The 5,045-nt window shown below is 47.2% G+C and carries 4 protein-coding genes; all 4 read left to right on the top strand.

What is annotated here, in order from left to right:
* The first annotated feature begins 328 nt into the window (after window positions 1–328).
* The 4 genes from QZ019_RS09170 to QZ019_RS09155 are packed head-to-tail and all read left to right on the top strand — an operon-like array spanning window position 329 to window position 4,874.
* Window positions 329–907 (top strand): 2-oxoacid:acceptor oxidoreductase family protein, encoded by a 579-nt coding sequence (locus tag QZ019_RS09170; RefSeq protein WP_294565030.1) that lies wholly within the window; start codon window positions 329–331, stop codon window positions 905–907.
* Window positions 900–2,153: a transketolase C-terminal domain-containing protein gene (locus tag QZ019_RS09165; protein WP_295484437.1), complete on the top strand. Its 1,254-nt coding sequence runs from the start codon at window positions 900–902 to the stop codon at window positions 2,151–2,153. The genes QZ019_RS09170 and QZ019_RS09165 overlap by 8 nt, the downstream gene beginning before the upstream one ends.
* Window positions 2,154–2,163: 10 nt before the next feature.
* Window positions 2,164–3,228 carry a thiamine pyrophosphate-dependent enzyme gene (locus tag QZ019_RS09160; protein WP_294565036.1) on the top strand — a complete coding sequence of 355 codons (1,065 nt, stop codon included), beginning with the start codon at window positions 2,164–2,166 and terminating at the stop codon, window positions 3,226–3,228.
* Window positions 3,229–3,245: 17 nt separating this feature from the next.
* Complete coding sequence (locus tag QZ019_RS09155) at window positions 3,246–4,874, top strand: NAD(P)-binding protein (RefSeq protein WP_294565041.1); 1,629 nt, start codon at window positions 3,246–3,248, stop codon at window positions 4,872–4,874.
* Window positions 4,875–5,045 lie beyond the last annotated feature (171 nt).

Genomic DNA, 5,045 nt, shown 5'->3' with positions numbered 1-5,045 from the left:
TTTATTAAATTAATCAAAACACATATAATTTTTATCTTTATAAAATCCGATTAGACATTTAAACAAATTTATTATGATTTTTAAATTTTTGTGACGCACTACAAAAAATTAAACATGCTGAAAGTCGCATAAATAAGGGATTTGAATGGACATCAATATATATTTTTATAAAATTATTGTGTTTGGTTTCTACCGTCTTGCGGTAATAACTAAATTATTGAGGCGCAATCTCAAAAGTATTTAAAATGCGCCGAGATGATTGCTTTATCGTTAAAGATGAAGCAATTAAATTGCACATGCCAACTGCAAACAATAAAAGGAGCCTACTTTGCTTCAGATTCGTTTACACGGCCGTGGCGGCCAGGGCGTTGTGACAGCCGCTGAAATGTTGTCACTTTCCGCCTTTTTAGAGGGACACTACGCACAAGCTTTCCCAAGCTTCGGTAGTGAGCGTACCGGTGCTCCGGTTGTTGCCTATGCTCGTATTGACGATAAAGACATTCGTACCCACGAGCCTATTTTAAAACCTAACGCCGTTGTCGTTCAGGATCGTACCTTATTAGGTGCCGTAGATGTTTTCTCCGGTATTGATCCTAACGGTTACGCCATCATTAATTCAGCAGATCCTGCTGAAGTCATCGTTCCGGATTTGGTAAAGCTTTTGCCGAAGGGACATGTTTTGACCGTTCCTGCAACTGACTTTGCAATGCAGAAGATTGGTCGTCCGCTCCCGGGCGCTCCGATGCTTGCAGCTCTTGCAGCAGCAACCGGCGTATTCAAACTTGAAAGCGTACAGAAGTCTTTCCAGACCAGATATCCCGGCAAGGTCGGTGATGCCAACGCTGAAACCGCAGCTTTAGCTTATAACTATATTATTAACTTAAAGAATGGAGGCGCCAATGCTTAAGCAGATTGAAGGCTCTCTTGGTATTGCCGAGGCTGTTGCCCTTTGCCGTCCCGGTGCCGTTTGCGCTTACCCTATTTCTCCGCAGACTCACATTGTAGAAAACGTAGGTAAACTCGTAAAACAAGGTACTTTAAAAGACTGCGAGTTTATTAACGTAGAATCAGAATTTGCCGCAATTTCAGTATCAATCGGTGCCTCTGCAGGCGGCGTCAGAACTTATACTGCAACTGCTTCACAGGGCTTACTCTACATGACTGAAGGCGTTTACAACGCTTCTGGCTTGGGTTTGCCTATCGTTATGACCGTAGCTTCCCGTGCTATCGGCGCTCCGATTAACATTTGGAACGACCACTCCGACTCACTATCTCAGCGTGACTCAGGCTGGCTCCAGTTGTTCTGCGAATCAAACCAGGACGCTCTTGATACCCACATTATGGCTTTCAAGATTGCCGAAACTGTAGGTTTGCCGATTATGGTCTGCATGGACGGCTTCGTTCTTACCCACGCATTCGAGCGTTTGGATGTTCCTTCACAGGAAATGATCGATTCCTTCCTGCCTCCTTATGAGCCTAAAGAATACCTTGATCCTAAAGAACCTATCTCCATGGGTGCTATGGTTGGTCCTGAGGCATTCACCGAAGTTCGTCTCCTCCAGCAGCGCAAGATGGTAAAAGCTCTTCAGGTAATTGAAGACGTTACTAAAGAATACCGCGCTTTAACCGGTCGTAACTCAGGCGGTTTGCTTGACTGCTACAATTGCGAAAATGCTGACATTAAGCTCGTTATTTTAGGTTCTTCAGTCGGTACCGCAAAAGACGCTGTTGATGAGCTTAAGAAGAAAGGCATCAATGTCGGTATCATCTCCTTGAAGTCTTACCGTCCGTTCCCGTACGAAGCAATGCGTGCTGCTATCGGCGACACCAAGAAAGTCGTATGTCTTGAAAGAGCATTCTCTTTCGGCGCCCGCGGCATTATCTGCCCTGAAGTCAAGCGTGCCGTTGAAGGTCTCGATACTAAGGTTTGCACCGCAATCGCCGGTTTAGGCGGCCGCGCAATCTTGGCAAGCACCATCAACAATATCGTTGACTATGCTTTAAACGATAAGTTTACCGAAGAAGTAACCTGGGTAGATGTTGATAATAAAGTTCTCAACAACTACTTACAGAGTGCAGAAGGCGTTACTTTCCCGGAAGGCCCGATTGCGGACAGTGCCTTGAAAGATTCGCTCCGTAACGTTCGTGCCTAAGGAGTAAGCAATGTTAGATTCAATTAAATTCTATCAAACCGGTTCCAACACCATCGGCAACCGTCTGCTCAACCCGTCAATGCGCGCTGAACAGGCTGCAGTTGACCGTCCTAATACCTTGATTTCCGGTCACCGTGCCTGCCAGGGCTGCGGCGAAGCTTTAGGTGCCCGCTATGCCATTGACGCAGCAATGCGTGCAACCGGAGGTCAGTTAATCGTTGCAAACGCAACCGGCTGCCTTGAAGTATTCTCAACCCCGTATCCTGAATCAGCATGGAGACTTCCTTGGATCCATTCACTGTTCGGTAACCCTGCTGCCGTTGCTAGCGGTATCGCAGCTGCTGCTAAAGTTCGTGCAGCAAAACACGGCAACGGCGTTGTTCCGCGCGTAATCGCACAAGGCGGTGACGGCGGTACCACCGATATCGGCTTTGCCACTTTATCAGGTATGTTCGAACGTAACGACGATGTTTTATACATCTGTTATGACAACCAGGCATACATGAATACCGGTGTACAGCGTTCATCTGCAACTCCTCCTGCTGCCCGTACCGCAACCACTCAGCTTGTCGGTGAGCACCCTGGTGCCGATTTCGGTAAAGGCAAGAACGTTCCTCTTATCGCAATGGCTCACGGTATTCCTTACGTTGCAACTGCTTGCGTTGCCGATCTTAAGGATCTTGAATACAAAGTCGCTAAGGCAATGTCATTCCACGGCGCACGTTATATCCAGATCTTAGTACCGTGCCCGTTAGGCTGGGGATGCGCTTCATCTTCAACCGTTACCGTTGCTCGCTTAGCTTGCGAGACCGGCTTCTATCCTATTTTCGAAGCTGAATACGGTAAAGTAACTTCTGTACGTAAGATCCGTCAGAAGCAGCCTGTCATCAACTTCTTGAAACTCCAGCGTCGTTACGCCCACCTGACCGGCAAGAAAGGCGATCCTAAAGTTCTTGCTGAAATTCAGGCAATGTGCGACGAAAACATCAAACAGTACGGACTTATCGGTGATTCAGTTCCTGAGACTGTTCCTACTGCAATTCACGCTTTCGAGCGTAAAGAGAACATGATCTAAGAGGAGCAAGAAGCATTATGATGATTAAACCTTTTGCAACTACCCTTGATCCGGCAACCTCTTTAGAGAATCATACCGGTTCATGGAGAACCTTGCGCCCTGTTAACGTGTTCAAGCTTCCGCCTTGCAACAAGCAGTGCCCTGCAGGCGAAAACATTCAGCAGTGGCTTTACTACGCAGCTGAAGGTGATTATGAGCACGCATGGCGCATTCTTACCGAAGATAACCCTATGCCTGCCTGCATGGGACGTGTCTGCTACCACACCTGCGAAGGCAAGTGCAACCGTGGTTTCCTCGATGAATCCGTCGGTATCAACTCAGTAGAGCGCTTCCTTGGCGACTATGCTATTGAGCACAAGCTTTCTTTCAAGAAGCCTGTTCGCGAAACCGGTAAAAAAGTTCTGATTATCGGTGCAGGTCCTGCCGGTTTATCAGCAGCCTATCACCTTCGCCGTTTCGGTCACAGCGTACATATCGTTGAAATGGCCAAGCAGCCGGGCGGCATGATGCGTTACGGTATTCCGGTATATCGTTTACCGCGTGATATTCTTGATGCTGAAATTGCACGTATTACCGATATGGGCGTTACCATTGAGTGCGGCCGCCGCGTTGAAGATATCGTTGCCGAGAAATTAAACGGCAAGTACGACGCCGTCATTTTAGGCTTAGGCGCTTCATTGTCTTCTAACGTCAACATTCCTTCAGGCGATACCACCCACATCTTAAGCGCTCTTGAGGTTTTAGGTGATATTGCATCTCATACCGACGTTGAAATCGGTCGTCGCGTCGCCGTATACGGCGGTGGTAATACCGCAGTTGACGTTGCTCGTTCATTACGCCGTATGGGCGCTGACCCTATCATCGTTTATCGTCGTAACCGCGATAAGATGCCGGCAAATGAAGAAGAAATGGATGATGCTATTAAAGAAGGCATTCAGGTTAAGTGGTTATCCACCATTGCCCAGGCAGATGGTGAAAAGCTCAAGATCGAAAAAATGGTTCTTGATGATAACGGCAAACCTCAGCCTACCGGTGAGTTCGATGAACTCTCAGCTGACTCCGTTGTTTTAGCTATCGGTCAGAACGTTGACTTATCAGTTGTTAAGAAAGTCGAAGGACTGCAGCTTGAGAAAGATGCCGTCACCGTCGATAAAGACAACATGATGACTTCAGTAGACGGTATCTTTGCTGCCGGCGATATGGTTCCCGGTGATCGCACCGTAACCGCTGCTATCGGCATGGGCAAACACGCCGCTCGCGGTGTCAATGCCTACTTGAAAGGTACTAAGTACACCCGCGCTCAGAAGCATGAAGACGCACGTTTTGAAGACATGCATCCTTGGTACTATACCGATGCTCCTAAGACCGTACGTCCGCAGATTGAGCTTGCTCGTCGTACCAACACCTTCGATGAAGTCCAGCACGGCTTAACCGAAGAAAACGCTATTTTCGAAGCACGTCGCTGCTTATCATGCGGCAACTGCATGGAATGCGATAACTGCTACGGCGTCTGCCCTGACAGCGCAGTTGTTAAACTCGGTCCTGGTAAAGGCTACGAGTTCAACTACGATTACTGCAAAGGCTGCGGTGTCTGCGCTCAGGAATGCCCTTGCGGTCACATTAAGATGGTTCCTGAAAAGATCTAATCTTTTTAAACTATCATCTCAAGAAGGGAGGCTCAGACCTCCCTTTGTTTTACAAAGTCACAAATTTAAAGTATTTTTAAATTCAAAAATTTAATCTCCTTAACGGAGTTTCCTGCAAAGGTGCACTAAAATAAATTCATATAGATTAAAGAACAATGTAAAACAATTACC

Origin of the sequence: uncultured Succinatimonas sp. (assembly GCF_905203285.1) — a bacterium.
GTDB lineage: Bacteria > Pseudomonadota > Gammaproteobacteria > Enterobacterales > Succinivibrionaceae > Succinatimonas.
Note: the sequence above shows the minus strand (reverse complement) of the source record. Positions and strands in the feature narration are given on the sequence as shown.